This is a genomic window from Lentzea sp., assembly GCF_036380075.1.
In the GTDB taxonomy this organism is placed as follows: Bacteria; Actinomycetota; Actinomycetes; order Mycobacteriales; family Pseudonocardiaceae; genus Lentzea.
The window spans coordinates 1-21,194 of record NZ_DASVFL010000024.1 but is presented as its reverse complement, the minus strand read 5'-3'; the positions used below and the strand labels follow the sequence as shown (position 1 = coordinate 21,194).

Sequence of the window (21,194 nt, the reverse complement as noted above, 5' to 3'; positions counted from 1 at the left end):
TGGGCTGGTCAGAGCGGGTCCACCACGAGCGTGACCGTCCGGTTCAGGGCGGCATCGGCGTGCGGCAGGTCCGACTGTTCGGCCGACCGCAGCAAGAAAGCGGTCGTCGGCTGGCCGCCCACCGCGGCCAGCACCTCGACCGCCGCCGCGGCCCTCGCCAGCGCCGTCGTCGAGCCGCCGGTCGCCGGGCCGCCGGGAACCGCCACGCCGTGCCCGACGACCGTCACACGCACCTCCTTGCCGCGCAGCAGCGGACCCCACCGCTCCAACTGCTGGAGCCCCTGAAGGCTCAGTGACGTGCTGTCCGGCAGGAACATCCCCTGCCGGAAGACCACGCGAACCCCGGCGCCGACGGCTTCGAGCCGCACGTCCGGACTCGCCAGCAGGACCATCAGCGCCGGAGTCGCCGCGGTGGTCGTGACCGGTTGAGCGGTCGGCTGGGCTGTGACCGGAGGAGGCTCCGGCGCGACCGGGGGACGTTCGTGCTGGAGCAGCAGGGCCGCGGCGACCGTGACGACGACCAGTGAACCGCCGATGAGCGCGATCGGCAGTGGGCGGGCACGGCGTCGTCCGCCGGTGATGTCGGCGATCAGCCGCGTGCCCGCCAGTGCCGAGGCGTGCTCCGGGTTCTGGGACAGGACGTCGGCCCACACGGCCCGGGCGGCGGCCAGGTCACCGCGCTGGGCGTGCACCCGCGCCAGCAGGTCCAAAGTGGACGGATCGCGGCCGAGGCCCTCGAGGATCCGCTGGGCTGACGCGTGGTCTCCTGCCCTGGCCAGGTCCGCGGCACGGGCCCGGTCGACGTCGCGGGCGTGGGCGACGGCGTTCATCGTGGCCTGGTGTTCAGGCTGCGGACGCCGCCGGGCGCGCGGTCCTGCTCGCCGGCGGGCCACAGGCCGCGCAGCTCCTGGTTGATCGCGGGCAGGAGGCGCCAGTCGCTCTGGGCGAGAGCCAGGTTCCCCTCGGCGACCAGGGCTCGGGCGCGCACCGGTTGCCGGAGCTTCGCCAGGTTGGTGCGGAAGTGGTGGAAGAGCGCGACGTCGTAGGTCTCGTCGCGCTTCATGACCGTCGTCGCGAGGTGGGTGGCGCGGTTGAGCAGCTCCTCGATCGCCGCGCGTTCGGGGGTGGCGCGGAGATCGGCGGCGCGGCGTTCCAGGTCGGCCAGTTCCAGGTGGTCGTCGGGGGCGCCCGAGAGGTCGAGCAGCTCACGGCAGTGGGCGAGCTGCTCGTCCAGCTCGTCGAGCAGGCCGCGCAGGTCGCGTTCCCGTTCGACCTCGTCCAGCACGTCCTGGGCTTCGCGCAGGTGTTCGTCCGCGGCGGACGCCCGGCCGGGGTCGGTGGCGGCGGCCTTGACGTCGTCACGGGTCAGCGCGAGCACCTGCTCGCTCTCCAGCTGGTCCAGCCTGTCGCGGGCGTGCGCCGGCAGCCGGTCGTCCTCCCGCAACGACGCCAGCCTGCCGTGCACCTCGCGCAGTTCCCGTTCCAGCGCGGCCGGGTCGGGAGGCGGCACGTTCGAGAGGTCGATCACCGCCTCGAACTGCTCGTCCACCAGCGGCACGTCGGCGACGACGGTGAGCAGGCGCGACTCGTCCGCCTCGAGGGTGATCTCGACCTCGCTGCCGCTGGGCAGGTCGAAGCGGACGTCGCTGGACCGGATCTCGATCAGCCCGATCCGCGTGTTGCGGTCGGCGCGCGTCCGTTCGCCCTCGACCAGCGGGATGCGGATGACCGCGTCGGAGTCGGTGCGGTGCAACGGGACCGTCGTGTAGAAGGTGCCCGACATGACAGCGGGAAGGCGGGTGCCCCTGTGCAGCACGGGGGTGAAGGTCCCGTCCGCTTCGGACAGTCCGAGGGAGTTGGTCAGCGATTGGCCGCCCAGCTCGTTCACCACGTGCGTGATCGTCACGGTGGCGGGGTCCACCGCGTGCCGCACGCCGTCCGCATCGCCGAGCAGCAGGGTGAACGTCGACGTCGTCCGCTCGTCCAGCCGCACCTCGGTGACGAACGCGCCCTGCGCGTCCAGGCTCACCTGCGGCGTGCGGAACGGCGGCGTGCCGGTCTCGTTGGCCAGCACGACGTGGAACCGCGACCAGTCCTGCTCGCCGGCGCTGCCGAACCTGCCCTGCACCGGGACGACGTCCAGGCTGGTGGCGCGCGGGTAGCGGAGGTCGGCGGTGAACTCGCCCGCCACGGCCCGTGCCCTAGTGCGCTCCAGCGGCACGGTGCTCGCGAACACCGCCGCGCCGCGGGCGACCACCGTGCTCGGGTCCTGGCTGTGGTCGAGCTCGACGCCGAGACCGACCACCGGGTCCGCCAGGCGTTCGCGCAGCCCCGGCGCCAGCGTCGTGCCGCCGACGAGGAGCAGTTTGTCGATGTCGGCGGCGCCCAGGCCGGCGGCTTCGAGCGCGTCGCGGCACAGGCTGATCGCGCGCAGGTAGTACGGCTCGGCGACGCGGTCGACGTCGTCGCGGCGCAACGCGTGGTCGAAGACCACCTTGCGGCCGCCGATCTCCAGCTCGACGTCCACCTCGGCGACCTCGGCGCGCGACAGCGCGATCTTCGCGCGTTCCGCCGCGTCCTTGAGCAGCGCGAAGTTGCCGGACCACGACGGGTCGCCGCGGCGCACGCCGCGCAGGCCCAGCCCGGACTCCACCGCCGGGACGAGGAGGCGTTCGACGATCGCCCAGTCGACCAGCTTGCCGCCGAGGTGCCGGTCGCCCGCGTGGTCGAGCACCCGCAGCTCGCCGTCGTGCGTGCTGACGATCGCCGAGTCGAACGTGCCGCCGCCGAAGTCGAACACCATCCAGTGCGCGTCGGCGCTCTCGTTCTGGAACCCGAAGGCGAACGCGGCGGCCGTCGGTTCCTGCACCAGGGGGCAGGTGCCGAACCCCGCCAGCGCGGCGGCCTCGTAGGTGGCGTTGTTCTCGTGCATGCGGAACGCGGCCGGCACCGTGATGACCGCGGCCGGCGGCGCCTCGCCGTAGCGGTGCGCGGCGTCGGCCCGCAGCGACTTCAGCACCTCGGCCGACAGTTGTTGCGGCGTCAGGGAGACGCCCGCCTTCGGGAAGCTCCTGGCCGTGCCCGCGAGTCCCATCTCCTGCTTGAACTCGAGGTGCACGTTGGCCGGGTCGATCGGGATGCGGTCCCGCGCGCCGCGGCCGACGTGCGTGACGCCCGGCCTCGGGATCCACACGGCGGACGGCGTGTAGTCCCAGCTCTCGTTGTTCTTGACCACCTCCACCGCGCCGTCGCGCACGACGGCCATCGCGCTGTTGGTGGTGCCGAGGTCGATGCCGAAGTCGATGGTGTCACGCACCGGTTTCCTCCGAGTCGTCACCGGGGTAGCCGACGATGACCTGCCCCATCTGGATGCGTTTTCCCGCCAGGTAGACCGACGGCCGCACGGTCTCGCGCACGACCTCGTGCCGCAGCGCCGGATCCGGCTGCATGGTCAGCACCTCGATCGACAGGCCGGGGTGGAACGTGGTGCCGTCGTGGTCCTGGACCAGCAGGCCCGCCTCGTCGAGCGCGCGCTGCGCGGCCTGCAGGTAGCGGCCGACCCGCCTGGCCTCCCGCGAGTCCTCCTCGACGAGCCGGGAGAGCCTGCGCCGCGCGCGCCAGAGGTTCGTCGCGGCGTCGGCCAGGTCCCCCTCGTCCAGGACCGGGCCGCCGGCCCGCTCGACCATCCCGGCCAGCGACACCGGTTCCGGCCAGCGCGGCGCGGCGATCCGGAACTCGCGGTGGTACCTGCGCTGCCCCCTCACCGGCGGTCCCGCCAGTCGGCCACCAGGGCGTAGGTGAAGGGGGAGACGAGGACGAAGGCGGCGGCGGACCACCAGAACGGCCCCAGCACGTCCGACGGGAGCGCGCTCACGGCCCACCAGCCACCGATGAACGCGAGAGCGCCCACGAGGAGCGTCACCAGGTCGCCCACCAGCGACCGGTACCCGTTCGAGGTGATGACCCTCATCGGTATCCAGGAGAACAGGACCGTCGCGACGACCGCGAGCCACGTCGGGGCACCGAGGAAGCCGGCGACGAAGGTCGTCGTCGCGGCCACGTAAAGGGCGGACACCGCGAGGTTCGAAGGCCACCGGGTCGGCAGCAGAGGCTTCACCGCCGTCGCCGGCAGCGGCTCCGCCGTCCGTCGCCGCCCGAACGCGGCCGGGCGCGGTGTGTCCGCCAGGTTGTCCTGGACGGTGCTCCGGTCGCTCTGCTCGACGACGTACGACAGCGCCCGTTCCAGCAGGTCGACGGATTGGTGCCGGTCGCTGTTCTTCACCGCCATCGCGGTGTTGTTGAGCATCACGGCGACCCTGTTGCGCTGCTGCGCGGACCACCGGTACCGCTCGTGCGGCGCGAGCTCGTCGAGCAGGTCGGCGAGCGCGGGCAGGTGGACGACCCGCTCGGCCGCTCGGACGTGAGCGTTGTCCAGCAACAACCGGTTCACCTCCTCGACCAGTTCGTCGATCCGCCGGGACGTGGGCGCGGCGGCGGTGTGCCGGGCGTCGTCGACCAGTGCGGCGGGCACGTCCCACGTGTCGAGCAGGCGGGCGAGCACCGGCCTGGCGGCGGCGAGCGCGACCTGGGGTGCGAGAAGTGCCTGCGGCAGAGCGGTCCGCAGACCCTCCACAGTGGACTCGTTCATCCTCCGGTCCGACGACGCGCCCATCCGGTGCCGCACGTGGTCCCAGAACCCCGGCAGGTCCAGCGCGTCCATCCACGCGTCCGCCGCGTCGACCCAGAGGTCCTCGTCCGCCTCGGCGTCGAGCGCCCTGGCGTGCGCCTCGACGGCCGCGTCGTGTGCTTCGTGCGTCGCCGGCGCGCATCCGCAGGCACCCGGTCCGGCCCACCACCAGAACAGTTCGTCGACCAGGCGGTGGTCCGGGCGCTCCAGCGCGTCGAAGGCGGTGCGCACGTCCTGCGCCGAGGGCGGCCGCGGCAGGGGAAGCCGCCGGTCACCGGGCACGGTGCCGCCGAGGTCCAGGGCACCGAGCAGGAGGTGGCGGTGGGCGCGCACCTGTGCGGGCTTGGCGGTGGTGGCCAGGCCGGTGACGCGGAACGGGTTGCGCCGGTACAGGTCCGGGCCCGCCACGTCGCGCAGCCTCGCGGCTGTGCTCCTGTCCTGGCTGATCGGCATGGGATCACGCTAGGGCGGTGGAGGCCCGCGGCGTGGGGTGCTGACCGCTTCCTGCCAGCGCCGGGTTCCACCCGGCCACGTCCTTACGATCACCGGAGGAGGACCGGTTCGTCGGGTAGCGGTCACCGAGGAGGACTTCTCTAGGATGGGACCCGCGATGGGGACTGATCACGGGTTCGGGGACCTGGTGCCGCGCGGCACCGGGCCGAGGGCGACGGTGTACGCGGGGCTCCGCGCCGCCACGGGAGAGGCCGTCGCGCTCAAGGTGTTCCGCGCCAAGCTGCCCCGCCGCACCCGCACCGAGGTCGAACGCGAGCTCGCCCGCCTCGTCCCGTTGCGCTCGCGGGCCGCCGTCCTGGTCGCCGACGCCATGGAGGACCTGGGCGACCGCACCGCGTTGCGCATGGAGCTGTGCACGGAGTCGCTGACCGACGTCGTGGAGCAGGAAGGCCCGTTGCCCGTCGCGGAGGTGGTCGCGCTCGGCCGGACGCTCGCCGAGGCGCTGGCCGCCGCTCACGAGGCCGGTCTCGTCCACGGCGGCGTCACGCCGGGCAACGTCCTGTTCCGGCCGTCCGGCGAACCGGTCCTCGCGGACTTCGGCGTCACGCTGCGCCGCGCGTTCCCGCATGAGGGCGGCGACGGCATCGACTTCCTCGCGCCGGAGACCCTGGAGCACGGCACCGCCGACGAGCGGTCCGACCTCTACGGCCTGGGCACCGTGCTGCACCTGGCGTTGTCGGGGCTGTCCCCGCACCCCGCACGGCTCGGCGAGCACCCGGACGACCGCAAGCTCCGCGTGCTCGGCTCGGCCGTCGCCCGTCCCGACCGCACCGACCTGCCCGACGAGCTGGCCGAGATGGTGCGGGCGCTCCTCGCGAAGGACCCCGCCATCCGGCCCGGCGGCATGCGCGAGGTGGTGACGTGGCTCGGCGGTCTGTCCACATCGGACCAGCCGGTGGCGGAGCCCGGCCTCGCCGACCCGCCGGTCGAGCGCAGGCCCGTGCCGCGGGGAGCTCCGGTGCTCGTGTCCTCACCCGGCGCGAGCTCGGGGAGGCACCCCGCGTTGCCGGTGATCGCCGGAGCGGCCGCGTTGCTCCTCGTCGTGGTGCTCGGCGTGTTCCTGATGCGCGGCGACCCGGAGGTGCGCGGGGCCGGGTCCGCGTCCGTCCCGGTGACCTCGTCCAAGGCCGTGCTGCTCCAGCTCCTCGACCCCGTCGACAAGGTCGACCACGTCGAGCTGCGCTGGGAGAGCGAGGAGCAGCTGGAGTTCGCGGTGGTGGTGGCGACGGAGGGCGAACGACCGCAGATCAAGCCGGCGAAGCGGAACCGGTCGATCGAGCTCGACGTGGACCCGACCCGCAAGTACTGCTTCCTCGTCCAGGGAACCGACGGCACGCGCGTCTACGAGAGCAAGCCGAAGGCGCTGCGCGGCGCCACCTGCAAGCTCTAGTGCGGTGACCACAATCCTCACCGGGTTGCGCGCGGCCCAGGTGGACGCCTCGCGGCACCTCCCCCACGCCCCCGTACCACCAGTACGAGGACGTGGGGGAGGCACCACGATGCATCGTCCTGGACCGGTCGCAACCCGGCAAGGGTTCGTGGCCACCGCACTAGCCCCGCAACGTGCGAGGGTCGACGGCGGCCCGCACCCGCGCCCGCACACCCCGTGCGCGCAACCCCTTCCGGACCTCCCGCACGGCCGCCCAGGCGGCGTCCCGAACCTGCTCGTCCGGCGCGGCACCCGACCAGAGTGCGAAGTCCACTGTGGACGCGAGCGTCCGCAGGCCGTCCGCGCTGCGCGGCAGGCCCGCACCGGCGGCGGCCGCGGCCATCTCCAACGGGGTCGTGCCGGCCGTGAGCGGAACCCGGTGCTCGCGCAGCCGGTCGCGTGCCTCCAGCCACGCACCCCGCACGGCGGCGTTGCCGGGCTTGCGCCGCCGTCCGCGCGCTCTCAGCCACTTCGCCGCCGGCACCCCGGCCAGCCACAGCAGCACGAGCACCGCGATCGGGACGACCACCGCGGCGACGGGGAACGGCCGGTCCTGCCCGTCTGGCGCGGCCTGCCCGCCGGGATCGACCGGTGGGCTCCGGGGAACGGGCGGCAGCCGGTCGCGGGCGCTCTGCGTCGCCTCGGCCAGGCCGCCGTCGCCGCCGGACCCGCGTGGCGCCGTACCGGCCGGGTCCAGCGGCACCCAGCCGACACCCGCGACGGCGACCTCGGGCCACGCGAACGCGTTCTCGTTGCGGACGACGTACTCGTCGCCGGACTTCCGCTCCGGCGTGCGGTACCCGACCACGAGCCGGGCCGGGATGCCCAGCACTCGCGCCAGCACCACGTACGCGGCCGCGAACTGCTCGCTGGTGCCCTCGCGGGTGTCGAGCAGGAACCGCCGCAGCTCCGGCCAGCTCTGCCCGCCCGTGCCGTCCACCAGCCGGTACTCCTGCCGCAGGAACCGCTCCAGCTGCAACGCCGACGTGAAGCTCGACCGGACGCCGTCGACCGCCTTGCCGGCCAGTTCGGCGACACCGGGCGGGGGAGTGCCCACGCCGTCCCGGCCGCCCAGCGCGGGGTCGATCGCGAACCCGTCGAGCGAGCCGCGGACCTCCGGTTCCCACCAGCTCAGGCCGTACCCGATGTTCGTCCTTTCCGGACTCTCGGTGAGCAGGCTGCCCTGGTTCTCCTCGACCAGCGGGTCGGCTCCGGTCACCGCGGCGGGCCACGGCTGGCTGGGCAGCCACCGGGCCTCCTGGTCGCGCACGGTGATCTCCGCGTCCCTGCGGGTCGCCGGGACACCGAGGTCCGGCGGCGGCAGCTCGGTGCCGAGCCGGCGGTACCGGCTGCCGGTCGCCCAGGCGACGCCGTCGTAGGTGTCGAGGACGACGACCGGCCACCGGCGGGGCAGGCAGTCGTCGCACGCCGGTCGCACGGTGAACACCGCGGCGTCCGGACGCGTCCGCCGGTACGCCACGTCGTCCAGCGGACTGGTCAGGCGGGCGGACACCGGCACCAGCTGGTCCTGCTTGAGCGAGTAGGCCGGGCCGGGCATCGGCACGAGCAGACCGACCACGACGACGACCGCCGTGACGACCAGGGGAACGGGCAGGAACGCCGGTGCGGACTGGTGTTCGTCCGACGGCCTGCTCACCGCGAACAACGCCGCGGCCACGCCGACGTACGACAGCGCGGCGACCACGGCGGCCAGTCCGGTGAGAGCGCCGAACAGCTGGCTCAGCACGACCACGGCGAAGCTCGGCACCAGCGCGAGCACCGGTTTCTGCGCCCGCAGCAGGACCTCCAGGCCGAACACGCACGCCACCAGCACGAGCAACGGCACGAACAGCAGGAGCTGCGCCTCGGGCCGCGCCGGCCAGGTCGACTGCAGGGTGAGCTGCCAGGAGTCCGTGACACCCCGAGCCAGCAAACCGGCCGTGTCGCCGGTCGGCAGCCCGGCGAGAGTCGTCGGGAACAGCAGCACTTCCACGACGGCCAGCACCCCGGCGAGCGCGACGATCAGCGGACGCCAGGCCACCACCGAACCGGACAACAGCGCGGCGCCACCGGTCACCACGGCGACGACGCCGACGACCGGGAGCAGGGCGGCCACACCGAAGACCGGGGTGAAGCAGAGCCCGGCCACGGCGGCGGCGAGGACGACCAACGCGACGGGCAGGCGCTCTCTCACGTCCGCACCTCGTTCCACATCCCGACGAGCCCGGCGGCGTCACCGGCCGTCAGCACCCGCACACCCGGCACCGCACCGGCGTTCTCGCCCAGCGCCAGCAGGAAGATCGACGAGTACCGCGACCGCAGACCGGACAGTTCCACCACGTCCGCCGCCCCCGACGTCACCACGGCGAGACAACCGCCCTGGTGCCGGACGGTCGACAGCAACGTTCCCGCCTCGGTGCTCTGACCGATCAGGCACAGCTGGTCGAGCAGCTGCCGCGCGGCGAGCGGACCACCCGCCGTGGCGACGTCCGTCCCGCACGACGTCAGCAGCCGGGCGTGGTGCCCGGCCAGCGCCGCCGACCGCAGCAGGGACGCGGCGACGTCCACCGCCTCCTCGAACGCGGGTGCCGCGAGCACCGGGGCGCGGGTGTCCAGCACGACGGTGAGCCGCGGCTGGTCCGGGTCCGCCGACTCCTTCACCATCAACCGGCCGGTGCGCGCGGTCGCCTTCCAGTGGATGTCGCGGACCTGGTCGCCCGGCACGTACTCGCGCAGCTCGCGGAGGTCGAGCGACCCGCGCAGGCGGTCGTTCGACCGGCCCTCGTGGTGGTGCCGCGGGAACCCGCCGGTCCGCGCCAGAGCGGGGAACGAGCGCGGGTGCACCCAGAGCGTCACCGTCCCGCCGACCGTCACCCCGGTGCGCGCCAAGCCGAACGGGTCCGTCCGCGACAGCACCAGCGGCCCGACCGGCATCCTGCCGCGCACCGGCGTCGGCAGCTGGTAGTCGTACGGCCGCGAGGCACCCGGCGCCAGACCGTGCACCTGGACCGTGCGGTGGAACCCGCCCGCCGTGTCCACGGCGAGGAAACCGCGCTGCCACCTCGCCGACGGGTTGCGCACCTTGAGCTTCCCCAGCGCCTGCGCGCCCCGCTCCACCCGGTCCGGGTACACGTCCCGCGTCACCTCGACGTCCACCCGCCGCAACGTCACGAGCACCGCCGCCACCACCGCGACCAGCCCGGCCGCCGCCAGCAGCAGGAACAACGGGAAGCGCCCCCACAGCCCGGCCGCGCCCACCACCGCCGACACCACCAGAACGGCGCTGCCCCGCACGGTCAGCCGCACGACTACCGCCCCGCGGCGCTCATCGTCGGCGCCGGGGTCGTCGCGAGGACCTCCGCCACCACGTCCGCCGCCGACCGCTGCTTCAGCTCGGCCTCCGCGGTCAGCACGAGCCGATGCGCGAGCGCGGGCACCGCCACGTGCTTGACGTCGTCGGCGGTCACGAACGACCGGCCGGCGGTGGCCGCCAGCGCCTGGCCCGCCCGCACCAGCGCGATGCTGCCGCGCGGGCTCGCCCCGAACCGCACCGAGGCGTGGATCCGGGTCGCGGCGCAGATCCGGGCCGCGTACTCGCAGATCGCGCCGTCCACGTACAGGCCGCGCACCTCGTCGATCGCCTCCACCAGCGCGGCGATCTCCACCACCGGCTGCAGGCGGTCGGCGTTCATGCCGGTCACGGTGTTCATGATGATCGACACCTCGTCCGCGACGTCCGGGTAGCCCACGGACAGCCGCAGCAGGAACCGGTCGAGCTGCGCCTCCGGCAACCGGTAGGTGCCCTCCATCTCGATCGGGTTCTGCGTCGCCACCACCAGGAACGGCGCCGGCACGTCGTGCGTCGCGCCGTCCACGGTGACGCGGCGCTCCGACATGACCTCCAGCATCGCGGACTGGGTCTTCGGCGTGCCGCGGTTGATCTCGTCGGCCACGACGACGTTCGCGAAGACCGCGCCGGGGTGGAAGGTGAACCGCTCGTCCTTCTGGTGGTACACCGTCACCCCGGTGATGTCGCCGGGCAGCAGGTCGGGCGTGAACTGGATGCGGCTCCAGCTCCCGCCGATGCTGCGCGCGAGGCACCGGGCCAGCGTCGTCTTGCCCAGCCCCGGCACGTCCTCGACGAGCAGGTGCCCCTCGGCGAGCAGCGCGACGACGGCGAGCCGCACGACGTCCTGCTTCCCCCTGATCACCAGCTGGACGTTGTCGGAGATCGCCGCGAAGACCGCGGCGGCACGCATCTGGTTCATCCCGTCCATTCCAGCCGGTTCGATTCGACGCCACCCGCCGTGACCCACACGGAGGTACCGGTGATGTAGTAGTAGAACGCGTCGAACTCCGCGTAGCCCTTGCTGTCCACCGTGGTACCGCGGCCTGGGTTGTTGTAGTTGTCGTGCGACGAGTGCGGCATCACGTCGTACTTCGTGTTCGGCGTGAAACCGGTCATGACGACGTGCATCCAGTAGCAGTTCGGCTTGCCGCACGATTCGGCGCGCTTGCCCTTGGTGAGGGCGATCTTCGGAGTCGGCCGCGGCGGGACGTACCGCGCCGTCGCGGGTGTGCCCCGCCCGGCGCTGTTCTGCGCCACCACGGTGACCGTGAACGGCTGGGCACCACCCTGCCCGATGCCGGCGATCACGTACGACAGCGACGTCACCGTCTGCTGTCCGGTCCGGCCGCCGTCGCTCTGCCACGACACGTGGTAAGCAGTTACCGGCGCACCGTTGGCCGGGGCCGCGCCCCACGTGACGGTCGCGTTGGCCTGGTTCGGCGCGAGGGCGAGGTTCTGCGGCATTCCCGGCGGTGTCACCGGGATGGGCGGCGGTGTCCGCACCGGGGGAGGCGTCTGCGTCTGAGGAGGCGCCGGCGGCGGCACGGGCCGGCCGGGGTTCGGCACCGGGTTGTCGGCGGACTTCTCCACCGACGGCTCGACCGGCGCCGGCAGCCGCTTCTCCTCCGGTTTCGCGCCGACCACGGGCACCGGCTGCACCGAGCCGTCCTTGTCGACGACCACGACGTGCCTGCCCTCACCGCCGTCGACGTACACGCGGGCGTCCTCGCCGCGGGAGAGCTCCGGCCTGCCCTTCTCCTGCGGGAGCGGCGTGGAGTTCCGCCGGCCGCCCCGGTTGTCGTACGTGTGCACGGAGTTGCGCGTGCGGTCGAGCAGCACGACGGTCTCGCCGCTGACGGACGGGCCGTCGTACTCACCGGCCTGGAGCGCCACGGTGACGGTCGGCGCACGTCGGTCGGCCAGCGCACCCTTCTCGTCCACCCGCGCTTCCACGAGGTGCAGCCGGTTCGCGGACGGTTCCAGCACCGCCACCCGGCCGGCGGCGTCCGCGGGAGCGATCCGGGCGTCCGGCGGCACGTCGACCCCGACCGGCACCGCAGGGCCGAACCCCTTGGACTCGACGACTCTCATCGTGTCGTCGGTGGCGTCGACGAACAGCAGCTTGCCGCCGCTGACGGTGAGATTGCCGGCGTGACCGGCGGGCGCCACGGCGGCGCAGGCGAAGCTCGTCGCGCCGCGGGCCACACCGCAGATCGCGCCGGAGTCCGTGCGGTGCACCCACACCGTGCCGTCGCCGGTCGCCACGGGCGGCCCCACCGGACCGCCGGCGCCCAGCACCAGCGGGGGCACGCCGAGGCGCACGACCTGGCCGCTCTGCTGGTAGACCGAGTACGCGCCTCCGGCGGTCTCGATCGGCACCGACGGCTCGCCCGGCGCGGGCGAGGGCACCGTCGTCTCCACGGACAGCGTCGACTTGCCGAAGACCGTCACGTCGCCCGAGCCGACGACGTACCCGCGGGCCTCGTCCTGCACGACGTGGTCGCCGGGTGCGAGGCCGGGGACGGACACCTGCGTGTCGGGCTTCTTCGTCGCGCCGTTCACGCGGATCACCAGCCCGAGGACGGGACTCGAGACCCAGTGCCCCGACGGGATGAACTCGAGACCCGGAACCTTCTTCGCGGCACCCGTCAACGCCAGCGTCGCGACCGCGACGACGGTGATGACCAACCCCAGAAGTGGCCAGCGGGAGTGCCTGCGCTCACTCACGGCCCGAAGCGTAACGAGGCCGGTACACGAAACGTCCGGGTTCGGTACATTCACGGCCGTTCGGCGGACAGGACGATCTCGAAGACTGCTCCGCCCGTCTCGGACCGGTAGATGGTGAGCGTGCCGCCGTGCGCGTGCACGATCCGTTGCACCAAGTGCAGACCAAGCCCGGTGGACGTGCCGCTGAACCGCTGGAGGGCCTGCTGTGCGGCCTCCGGGCCGAGTCCGGGGCCCTCGTCGGCGACGACGACCCCGCCGTGGCGCACGTCGACGTGCACGACCGCGTCGACGCCGGGCCGGTGGCCGTGCTGGATCGCGTTGCCGATGAGGTTCTCGACCGCGCGCCCGATCATGTCCGGGTCCGCGTCGACCCTGGTCGGCACGGACGTGAACGTGATGCGCGCGCCGTCGGCCGGGATGTCCTCGACGACGGCGGCGACGAGCTGGTCGAGCTGCACCGACTGGATCGCGAGCTGCTGCACGCCCGCCTCGAACTTGGCGTGCATCAGCTGGGTTCCCACGATCCCGCCCATCCGCTTGGACAGCCGCACTATGCGCGGCAACACCTTCCCGACGCTGGCGGGGTTGCGCAGCGCGGTGTCGGCGAGCGCCCGCAGCCCGGTCACCGGCCGCTTCAGGTCGTGCGCGATGCCGTTGAGCATCTCCTCGTGCTGGTCGAGTGCGTGCGCGGCGGGCCTGATCGCCAGTCCGGACAGGACGTGGCCGGTGCCGCCGAGCGCGGCGACGAGGACCACCGCGCCCAGTGCCACGTACAGCACGCGCCGGTCGTGGCCGTCCTTCTCCACTTGGGCGTCCGCCTGCGTGACCACCGCGCCGACGTACGCCCCGGCGTCGCTGCTGAACGGCTGCGCGTAGACCCGGACGAGGTTGCCGTCCACCGCACGCACGTAAGCGCTTTGCGGCGCGCGGGCACTCACCGCGTCGGCCGCGAGCCCGCTGAGCACGGACTGGTCGACGTCGACGCACGACCTGGCGCTCAGGTAGGGCTCGAACCGCCCGGCGCCGGCCGGGAGCACCGCGAACTGCGGGCACTCCACCGTGATCGAGTCGCCGAAGAGACCGCTCGTGTCGAGCTTCCCGTCGCGGAACTCCAGCTGCCGCACCACCAGCGGCGGCACCCGGCTCAGCGCGCTGTCGATCGCCTGCTCGCCCTTCTGCTCGTCGAGGTCGAGCATCAGCCACGCGACCAGCAGGACACCCGCCGCGTTCAGCAGCGTGAACAGGCCGGTGAGCACCCACCTCAGCCCGCGCAGCCGGGCGGCGGCGCCGGTGGTCACCGCGCGGCCTCCAGCCGGAACCCGACACCGCGCACCGTGTGGATGAGCTCGGGTTCGAGCAGCTTGCGCCGCAGCCGCGTGACGACCTTGTCGACGACGTTGGACATCGGGTCGGTGCTGGTGTCCCAGCAGTGCTCGATCAGGTCGGACCTGGTGACGGTCGTGCCCGCGCGCGAGAGCAGGTGTTCGAGCACCGCGAACTCCTTGTGGCTCAACGTCAGCAGCGCGCCCGACCGCCGTGCCTCCCGGCGCGCGCAGTCGACCTCCAGGTCGGCGTGCCGCAGCACGGACGGCCGGGCGCGACCCGCCCGGCGGCACATCGCCCGGACCCGCGCGGTCACCACGGCCAGGTCGCACGGCTTGACCACGTAGTCGTCCCCGCCGTGGTCGAACCCGGCGACCCGGTCGGCGACGCTGTCGAGCTGCGTCAGGAACAGCACGGGCGTGGACCAGCCCTCCCGGCGCCGGCGGTGCACGTAGGTGACCGAGTCGCCGTCGGGCAGCAGCCGGTCGAACACGACGCAGTCGTAGTCGTTGCGCCGCAACGCCTCGTCGGCGTCCGCGATGTCCGCCGCGTCGTCGACGTCGAAGCCGGCGGCCTCCAGCTCGACCACCAGGGCGACGCGCGTGTCCTCGTAGTCCTCGACGAGCAGCACGCGCGCAGGGACCCCTCCCGCCGGTCGTGTCATCAAATCCTCATGTGGTCACGGAGATGGTGGGCACTGTGACACCGACGACCTTCCACGTGCTCGGGGTGCTCCTGCTGCACCCTAACGCCTGGCTGCCCACCGGCGGGCCCGTCCGGGCGACGTGGCCGGAACATGCCGTTCCCGCGCTGGTGCGGGAACCGACGAACCAGGACCCGTCGCGCGTGCGCCGGTCCGGGGGAGCTGCTGTCCGAAAAGGACGTTCGATCGACCGTGGCTCTGGCCCACATCGGAGGGGAACACCGTGAACACGCTGTCCTTGGTGCCGTCCGGCCCGACCGCTGTCGGCGTGGAGGCGAAACTGGCGGCCGCTGCCGGCGAGGTGATGATCGCCAGGTCGTCGGCGGCCCACCTCGTGCCGGTCCGCCGGGCCGACCACGACAACCTGCGCAGGGGAGTGCGCTACCGCGTCCTGGTGCCCGACCGCGCCCGCACGACGCCCGGCACCGGGCTGGGCGCGCTGGCGTCGGCGGGAGCGGACATCCGGACGGCGCCCAAGGTCCCGCTGGACGCGGTGGTCGTCGACCGCGCGCTGATCGTGCTGCCCGCGGGACGCCGGGACGCCGTGGCGGCGTTCGAGCTCGCCAGTGTCGTGACGACCGCGGTGGAGCTGTTCGAACGGGTCTGGCAGGTGGCGGTCCCGTTCACCGCCACGGCGGCGTCGGCGGGGGAGGTCACGGACCGCGAACGCGAGCTGCTGACGTTGCTGTTCGAGGGGAGCACCGACGAGGCCGCGGCCGCCCGGCTCAACATCTCGGTCCGCACGGTCCGCCGCACGGTGTCGCAGCTGATGGACCGGTTGGGCGCGCGCAGCCGGTTCCAGGCGGGTGCCAAGGCCGCCGACCGCGGCTGGCTGCTCGACCGCGCGGGGTGATCCGCTACGTTCGGTCGTTGTGCGCGTTCTGGTGACCGAAGACGACGACGACACCCGCTTCGCCGTGGAGACCTCCTTGCGAGCCGCGGGTTTCGCCGTCGACGTCGCCACCGACCTGCCCGCGGCCGACGAGGCGTTGTTCGTGAACACCTACGACTGCGTGGTCTTCGACCGCGTCCTGCCGTCCGGGGACGCGTTGCACTACGTGAAGCACCGCCGCCAAGCCGGGTGGACCGCACCGGTGCTGTTCCTGACCGGCATCGACAACCCCGTCGAGGGCCTGCCCTACGGCGACGACTACCTGGTGAAGCCGTTCGCCATGCCGGAGCTGATCGCGCGGGTGCGCAGCCTGTGCCGCCTCACCGCGGTCGCGCCGCCGCCCGTGCTGCGACTCGGTGACCTGGAACTGGACCCGGGCAGACGCACCGCCACCCGCGCCGGCCGGGCGTTGAGCCTGACGGTGAAGGAGTTCACCGTGCTGGAACGCCTGGTGGCCGCGGGCGGGCAGCAGGTGCGGCGCGACGACCTGATCGCGGCGGCCTGGGACGCCGAGGTGCGGCCGTCGTCCAACGTGCTGGACGTGGTGATCACCGCGTTGCGCCAGAAGCTCGGACCGCCTCCCGTGGTGCAGACCGTGCGCGGCTTCGGGTACCGCTGCGCATGAGGTCCACAGTGGACTGAGGCAGGGTCGTTCTCGTGGAGATTTCCGCCGGACGGCTTCGGGGTGTGGTCGAGTGGGGGAAAGGCTCTGCGGAACCGGTCCGAGCCGAGGGAAGGGGAGCCTCGTGCGTCGGGACGGGGCCCGGCTACGAGGAGCAGCACTTGCAGCAGGCGCGGGACTTCGCCGCACGGAGACCGGTCAGGACGCCGACCGCGGCCGAGGCCGAGAAGGCGTTGCGGGAGCTGGAGGAAGCCGGGTTCGGCGGAGGTTCCGTGGTGCGCGTCGCCCGCGAGACGGATCCCGCGCCCGCGGGCAGCCTCTTCTTCGCCGCCGAGCTCCCGGCCGGCGGGTGCGTGGTCGGCCACCTCGCCGAGGTGCCGGGTGGCGCCGGAAGCCGTGCCGTGGTGGGAAAACGACCGGACGGGCGCTGCGCCTAACCCAGCTGGTCCCGTCGCCGCACCAGGTGCGCGGTCTCCGCGGTGTTCCCGGTCAGCCCGATCGCCCTGTCGTACGCCGCCCGCGACTCCGCACTGCGACCCATCCGCCGCAACAGGTCGGCGCGGGTGACGTGGAACGGGTGGTAGCCGGCGAGCCGCCCCTCCAGCTGGTCGACGGCGGCCAGCGCCACCTCCGGCCCGTCGAGCTCGGCCACCGCGATGGCGCGGTTGAGCGCCACGACCGGGGACGGGTCGACTCGCACGAGCTGGTCGTAGAGCGCGAGGACCTGCGGCCAGTCCGTGTCGCTCATGGCGCGGGCCGAGGTGTGCACGGCGTTGATCGCGGCGAGGAGCTGGTAGCGGCCTGGCGCCACCCCGGAGGCGAGCCGTTCGCGCACCAGTTGGTGTCCCTCGGCGATCAGCGTCCGGTCCCAGGCGCCGCGGTCCTGCTCGTCCAGCGGGACCAGGTCGCCGGTCGCGGAGACGCGGGCCGGGCGGCGCGCCTCGGTGAGGAGCATCAACGCCAGCAGTCCGGTCACCTCGCCGTCGTCGGGCAGCAGGGCGCGGATCAGGCGGGTCAGCCGGATCGCCTCGGCGGTCAGGTCGTGCCGCACGGGGTCGGTGCCGGGGCCGGTGGCGAGGTAGCCCTCGTTGAACACCAGGAACAACGCGGTCAGCACGCCGCCGACGCGCGCCGGGAGGTCCTCGGCGGACGGCACCCGGTACGGGATGCGCGCCGCCTTGATCTTGGCCTTCGCGCGGGTGATCCGCCGGCCCACGGCGCTCTCGGCCACCAGGAAGGCCCGCGCGATCTCCGGCACGGTCAGGCCGCCGACCATCCGCAACGTCAGCGCGACGCGTGCCTCGGCCGCCAGCACGGGGTGGCAGCAGCTGAAGACCAGGCGCAGCCGGTCGTCGTCGATCACGCCGAGGGGCTCGGCCGGGTCGTGCACCACGTGAGCCTCCCTGTGCTTGCCGTCGCGCTTGTTCTCGCGCCGGATCCGGTCGATGGCCTTGCGCTGGGCGGTCGTCGTCAGCCACGCGCCGGGGTTGGGCGGCACGCCGTCGGACGGCCAGCGCTCCACGGCCGTCGCGAACGCCTCGGCCGCCGCCTCCTCGGCGAGGTCGAGGTCGCCGAAGCGCCTGGTCAGCGCGGCGACGATCCGCGCCCACTCCTCGCGGTGGGCGCGGGCGACCGCGTCGGTCACTGAAACGGCCTGACCTCGATCTTGCGGTGGCAGCTCCTCGACCCGTCGGCCGCGAGCGCGAGCGCCACGTCGAGGTCGGGTGCCTCGATGATCCAGAAGCCGGCGAGGTACTCCTTCGACTCCAGGAACGGGCCGTCGGTGACCAGGGCCTCGCCGTCCCGGCTGTCGACGACGGTGGCGGTGGCGGGCGCGGCGAGGCCGCCCGCGAACACCCAGTGGCCCTCGGCCCGCAGCCGGTCGTTGAACACGTCGATCGCGGCGTCCACCTCCGGGGTGGTGATGCCGGTGCCGTCGTCGACGACGGAGATCAGGTACCGCATCGGACGATCCTCTCCCGTGCTTCAGCGGCCCGCGTACCGCGGGCGCCCGGCCGGCCGGTAGACCTGGGTGGTCACGCCCTTCGAGTCGGCGCGCGACTCCACGAGGTCGAGCGCGAGGTCCGGCCCGTCCTGCGGGAACAGCCGCGTGCCCTGGCCGACCACGACCGGCACCACGACCAGCGTCATCTCGTCGACCAGGTCGTGCTCCAGCAGCCACCGGACCAGCGTGCCGCTGCCGTGGACCTGCAGCTCGCCGCCGGGCTTCGCCTTGAGTCCGGCGATCGCGGCCGCGTCGGGCAGCAACGTGGTGCCGGCCCACGCCGGGTCCCCCGCCGTCGTCGACACCACGTACTTCGGCCGGGTGTTCAGCGCCCGCACGACGGCCTCCCAGCCGGGGGCGTCCTGCTCGGTCATGGACCCCCACGACGAGGCGAACAGGTCGTAGGTCCGCCGCCCGAACAGGAACGCGTCGGCGCGGGCGTAGGTGTCCCGGATGAACGCGTGGGTCTCGGCGTCACCCTTGCCCAGCGCCCAGCCGCCGCGCTCGAACCCGTTCCCGCGGTCCTCCTCCGACGCGCCGCCGTTGCCCTGCACGACGCCGTCGAGGGTGATCTGGGTGATGGTCGTGAGCTTCATGGTTCCTCCAGGGTCGTGGCCACCTCCGCGGGAGGCCTCACCCCTGCTACGAACATGCTCGACCGGATCCGACACAGCCGCCGGAAAAGTTTGAAGATCTTTTCGGGCGGGTCGTCAGGGGATGCGGCGGGAGATCGCCAGCGCCGCCCGCCGCAGCTCCGCGCCCAGTTCGGGCACCCTGTCCGGCGGGACGTCCGCCGAGGTGCCCGTGACCTGGACGGCGGCCGTCGCACCACCGCCGGGGGCGGGCACGGGCGCCGCGACGGAGGCCATGCCGGGCTCGCGTTCACCGCGGGCGTGGGAGTAACCGAGACTGCGGATGCCCGCCAGCTCCGCCATGAAGTCGTCGCGGCTGACGGCCGACCCGTCGGCGTAGGTGTGGCCGGTGAGCTGGTCGAGGAACTCCACCAGCTCGTCCTCGGGCATCTGGGCCGTCAGCGCCTTGCCCGCGCCCAGGTGCAGCGGGAGCCGTTCGCCGATCGGCAGCTCGTAGCGCAGGGGAGCGGCGCCGCTGACCCGCGCCAGCACGACGCGGGACCAGTCGATGCGCTTGAACAACGACGCCGTGAGGCCGGTCGCCGCGGCCAGGTCCTGGAGCACCGGGCGGGCGGCGTTCAGCAACGGGCTGGTCGTCAGGTAGGCGTGCGCGCCGAAGACCAGGCCGACGCCGGGGCGGTAGCCGTTGGCGTCGCGTTCGACCCGCCCGCGCGCTTCGAGCACGCCCAGGATGCGCTGCGCCGTCGGGATGGGCAGACCCGCCTGACGCGCCACGTCGGTCAGGCGGAGCGCGTGGTGGCTGCTGTCGATGACCTCGAGGATGTCGATGGCGCGTTCGAGGGACCGCATGCTGGTCGCGGGCTTGGCCGGGTCGGACATCGCGCCTCCTGCGAGATCATCGCTGACGACGCCATCCTTCCACACAGTGGTAAGACCTTCCGCGAACCGCCGTCTACCGCAGCGCCGTCGCGTTCGGCGGCGAGCCGACCCCGCCCACCAGGTGCAGCGGCTTCACGACGACTAGCGCGTCCCACCGGCCGTGCGCGCGGCTGTCCTCGACGAGACCGGTCAGGTTCCACAGCTCGCCGAGCGGGACGCCGAGCTTGGCGATCAGCTCCTGGTGCATCATCCCGGCGTCGTCGGGCGCGTCCGCGAGGAACGTGTCCGCGGCGACCGGCAGGACCTCGACGGCGAACGTGTCCGTGGCGAACACCGAGACCCGGTGGTCCCACAGCCACGCCGGCAGGTCGCGCGTCTGCCGGAACCCGGTCGCCCGCCGCGCCTCGCGGACCTCTGCCCGCACGGACGGGTCCGCGTCCAGGAACCACCGCGCCCACCCGGTGTGCACGAGCACCAGGTCACCCGGACGCACCTCCTCGCCCTGCGCCCGCAGGGCCCGGTCCAGCACCTCGACGTCCAGCGCGGGACCGAGCCGGTGGTCCAGGCCCTCCGAGATGTCAACGACCACACCGCGGCCGACGATCGGCTTCTCCGCCCACCGCTGCACACCGAGCGCCGGCCGCCCGGCCCGGATCTCCGAGTCCGGCACGCCGTTGTAGAAGCCGTGGCCGGTCGCCCGGCGGTGGCGCAGGCCGTCGAGCTGGGAGGTGGCCTGGAGGTAGAACTCGCGCAGCACGTCGTCGCGCGAGTTCTCGTGGGCGGACAACAGCTCGTGCCGCGGCGCGGACCGGGCCCGCGCCATCGGCGGGTCGAACGCGTCGAGCGCGTGGTCGAGGCTGAACACCGCCCCGCGCGTGACGGTCGCGGCCACCGCGGCCACCTGGGCCGCTCCCGCGAAGTTCGCCGTCCCGCGCTCGGGGTCGCCGCCGAACACGCCCCAGCTGGAACCGGGTGGGTCGCGGTGGAGCAGCTCCGCGTAGGACGGGTGGTCGTCGTCAGTCACTTTTGTTCTTCTCCCCGTAGGAGAGGGCGAAGGACAGCAGTCCGGCCACCGAGGCGCCGCCGAACGCGAAGGGCGCGACGGCACCCGCCCAGTGCCGGGCCGCCGTGGCGTCCCCGGCGGCCAGCGCCACCGCCTGACCCACCACGATCGCCAGCCCGGCGAGGAGGAAGAACACGACCGACACTCCGAAGAGGACGGCGGCGACACCTGTCGTCCTGGTAGCGGTTTCCATCAGTTCCTCCTTCAGACGGGGAGCACGCCGACGGCGATCAGCACGCCCATGCCGAGGATCGGCAGGCAGTAGTACCGGAGCAGGGGCAGGAACGTCTTCACGGGATCGACCCGCGCGATGCCGGCGGCCACGTAGATCGGCGCGCCGGAGGGCGGCGACGCCCCCTCGGTCGAGGCGAAGATCAGCACCGCGGCGGCCGCGACGGGAGCGGGGATG

At 73.3% G+C, this 21,194-nt stretch carries 20 protein-coding genes and 1 pseudogene; 4 read left to right on the top strand and 17 right to left on the bottom strand.

Annotated elements, in window-relative coordinates; all coding sequences use genetic code 11:
• Positions 1-8: 8 nt before the first annotated feature.
• Genes VF330_RS02555 through VF330_RS02540 form a run of 4 tightly spaced genes read right to left on the bottom strand, consistent with a single transcriptional unit; the run spans position 9 to position 5,140 of the window.
• Positions 9-830, bottom strand: coding sequence for a hypothetical protein (locus tag VF330_RS02555; protein ID WP_330849834.1), 822 nt, complete (start codon positions 828-830; stop codon positions 9-11).
• Positions 827-3,316: an Hsp70 family protein gene (locus VF330_RS02550; RefSeq protein ID WP_330849833.1), complete on the bottom strand. Its 2,490-nt coding sequence runs from the start codon at positions 3,314-3,316 to the stop codon at positions 827-829. Before VF330_RS02550 ends, VF330_RS02555 begins: the two co-directional genes overlap by 4 nt.
• Positions 3,309-3,764 carry a hypothetical protein gene (locus VF330_RS02545; protein ID WP_330849832.1) on the bottom strand — a complete coding sequence of 152 codons (456 nt, stop codon included), beginning with the start codon at positions 3,762-3,764 and terminating at the stop codon, positions 3,309-3,311. Before VF330_RS02545 ends, VF330_RS02550 begins: the two co-directional genes overlap by 8 nt.
• A complete protein-coding gene (locus VF330_RS02540) occupies positions 3,761-5,140 on the bottom strand; it encodes a hypothetical protein (RefSeq protein WP_330849831.1) in 1,380 nt (459 codons plus the stop codon). The genes VF330_RS02545 and VF330_RS02540 overlap by 4 nt, the downstream gene beginning before the upstream one ends.
• 157 nt (positions 5,141-5,297) lie before the next feature.
• Here VF330_RS02540 and VF330_RS02535 point away from each other — a divergent pair, with 157 nt between their 5' ends.
• Positions 5,298-6,590, top strand: coding sequence for a protein kinase domain-containing protein (locus VF330_RS02535; RefSeq protein WP_330849830.1), 1,293 nt, complete (start codon positions 5,298-5,300; stop codon positions 6,588-6,590).
• Positions 6,591-6,750: 160 nt separating this feature from the next.
• Here the strand turns inward: VF330_RS02535 and VF330_RS02530 are convergent, their stop codons facing one another.
• From VF330_RS02530 to VF330_RS02505, 6 genes are read right to left on the bottom strand one after another with little or no spacing between them, the layout of a single operon-like run.
• Complete coding sequence (locus VF330_RS02530) at positions 6,751-8,823, bottom strand: transglutaminase TgpA family protein (RefSeq protein ID WP_330849829.1); 2,073 nt, start codon at positions 8,821-8,823, stop codon at positions 6,751-6,753.
• The gene (locus VF330_RS02525) at positions 8,820-9,935 is read right to left on the bottom strand and encodes a DUF58 domain-containing protein (RefSeq protein WP_330849828.1); all 1,116 of its coding nucleotides are present in this window, start codon (positions 9,933-9,935) and stop codon (positions 8,820-8,822) included. The genes VF330_RS02530 and VF330_RS02525 overlap by 4 nt, the downstream gene beginning before the upstream one ends.
• A gap of 2 nt (positions 9,936-9,937) precedes the next feature.
• Positions 9,938-10,897, bottom strand: a complete 960-nt coding sequence (locus VF330_RS02520; RefSeq protein WP_330849827.1) for a MoxR family ATPase — start codon at positions 10,895-10,897, stop codon at positions 9,938-9,940.
• Positions 10,894-12,705, bottom strand: a complete 1,812-nt coding sequence (locus tag VF330_RS02515) for a fibronectin type III domain-containing protein (RefSeq protein ID WP_330849826.1) — start codon at positions 12,703-12,705, stop codon at positions 10,894-10,896. The genes VF330_RS02520 and VF330_RS02515 overlap by 4 nt, the downstream gene beginning before the upstream one ends.
• Before the next feature lie 50 nt (positions 12,706-12,755).
• Positions 12,756-14,003 (bottom strand): HAMP domain-containing sensor histidine kinase, encoded by a 1,248-nt coding sequence (locus VF330_RS02510; RefSeq protein WP_330849825.1) that lies wholly within the window; start codon positions 14,001-14,003, stop codon positions 12,756-12,758.
• On the bottom strand, positions 14,000-14,656 hold the full coding sequence (locus tag VF330_RS02505) for a response regulator transcription factor (protein ID WP_330849860.1): 657 nt from the start codon (positions 14,654-14,656) through the stop codon (positions 14,000-14,002). Before VF330_RS02505 ends, VF330_RS02510 begins: the two co-directional genes overlap by 4 nt.
• A 298-nt stretch (positions 14,657-14,954) precedes the next feature.
• Here VF330_RS02505 and VF330_RS02500 point away from each other — a divergent pair, with 298 nt between their 5' ends.
• The 3 genes from VF330_RS02500 (at position 14,955) to VF330_RS02490 (ending at position 16,682) form a co-directional block, all read left to right on the top strand.
• Positions 14,955-15,584, top strand: a complete 630-nt coding sequence (locus VF330_RS02500; RefSeq protein WP_330849824.1) for a helix-turn-helix transcriptional regulator — start codon at positions 14,955-14,957, stop codon at positions 15,582-15,584.
• Between the two features lie 19 nt (positions 15,585-15,603).
• On the top strand, positions 15,604-16,248 hold the full coding sequence (locus tag VF330_RS02495; protein WP_330849823.1) for a response regulator transcription factor: 645 nt from the start codon (positions 15,604-15,606) through the stop codon (positions 16,246-16,248).
• 158 nt (positions 16,249-16,406) lie between these two features.
• Positions 16,407-16,682 (top strand): hypothetical protein, encoded by a 276-nt coding sequence (locus tag VF330_RS02490; protein WP_330849822.1) that lies wholly within the window; start codon positions 16,407-16,409, stop codon positions 16,680-16,682.
• On the opposite strand, the gene VF330_RS02485 is transcribed toward VF330_RS02490, so the two are convergent.
• The 7 genes and pseudogenes from VF330_RS02485 to VF330_RS02455 all read right to left on the bottom strand — a co-directional run.
• The gene (locus VF330_RS02485; protein WP_330849821.1) at positions 16,679-17,890 is read right to left on the bottom strand and encodes an RNA polymerase sigma factor; all 1,212 of its coding nucleotides are present in this window, start codon (positions 17,888-17,890) and stop codon (positions 16,679-16,681) included. The two genes, VF330_RS02490 and VF330_RS02485, sit on opposite strands and share 4 nt — an antisense overlap.
• Entirely contained in the window at positions 17,887-18,210 is a 324-nt protein-coding gene (locus VF330_RS02480; protein ID WP_330849820.1) for a YciI family protein, read from the bottom strand. Before VF330_RS02480 ends, VF330_RS02485 begins: the two co-directional genes overlap by 4 nt.
• A gap of 21 nt (positions 18,211-18,231) precedes the next feature.
• Entirely contained in the window at positions 18,232-18,846 is a 615-nt protein-coding gene (locus tag VF330_RS02475; protein ID WP_330849819.1) for a dihydrofolate reductase family protein, read from the bottom strand.
• A gap of 114 nt (positions 18,847-18,960) precedes the next feature.
• Positions 18,961-19,722, bottom strand: coding sequence for an IclR family transcriptional regulator (locus VF330_RS02470; protein ID WP_330849818.1), 762 nt, complete (start codon positions 19,720-19,722; stop codon positions 18,961-18,963).
• A 73-nt stretch (positions 19,723-19,795) separates the two neighbouring features.
• Positions 19,796-20,746 (bottom strand): cyclase family protein, encoded by a 951-nt coding sequence (locus VF330_RS02465; RefSeq protein ID WP_330849817.1) that lies wholly within the window; start codon positions 20,744-20,746, stop codon positions 19,796-19,798.
• Complete coding sequence (locus VF330_RS02460; RefSeq protein ID WP_330849816.1) at positions 20,739-20,978, bottom strand: hypothetical protein; 240 nt, start codon at positions 20,976-20,978, stop codon at positions 20,739-20,741. Before VF330_RS02460 ends, VF330_RS02465 begins: the two co-directional genes overlap by 8 nt.
• Positions 20,979-20,989: 11 nt before the next feature.
• Positions 20,990-21,194, bottom strand: a pseudogene (locus VF330_RS02455) (C4-dicarboxylate ABC transporter permease); the annotation flags it as partial.